Below are 251 nucleotides of genomic sequence, written 5' to 3'. Positions count from 1 at the left end.
ATTGGAACTGCGCGTGCCGTTCCTTGATAAAGTCGTGTTTGACGTAGCTTCAAAAATTCCGGATGAATTGAAAACGAAAAACGGCACGACGAAATACCTTCTGCGCAAAGCTGCTGAAGGGGTAGTGCCTGATCATGTGCTTAACCGCAAAAAACTCGGCTTCCCTGTGCCGATCCGCCACTGGCTGAAAAATGAAATGAACGAATGGGTTCGCAACATCATTCGCGAAAGTGAAACAGACGCTTATATTG

Annotated in this window: 1 protein-coding gene; it reads left to right on the top strand. The window is 46.6% G+C overall.

The window, feature by feature from the left end; translation table 11 throughout:
- On the top strand, window positions 1-251 hold a 251-nt coding region (locus SB660_RS22470), incomplete at both ends, for an asparagine synthase-related protein (protein ID WP_410584692.1).

The sequence above is a fragment of the Bacillus sp. SIMBA_005 genome (genome assembly GCF_046535585.1).
Lineage (GTDB): Bacteria > Bacillota > Bacilli > Bacillales > Bacillaceae > Bacillus > Bacillus pumilus.
The sequence above is the reverse complement of the archived record's forward strand: the minus strand, read 5'-3'. Positions and strand labels throughout refer to the sequence as shown.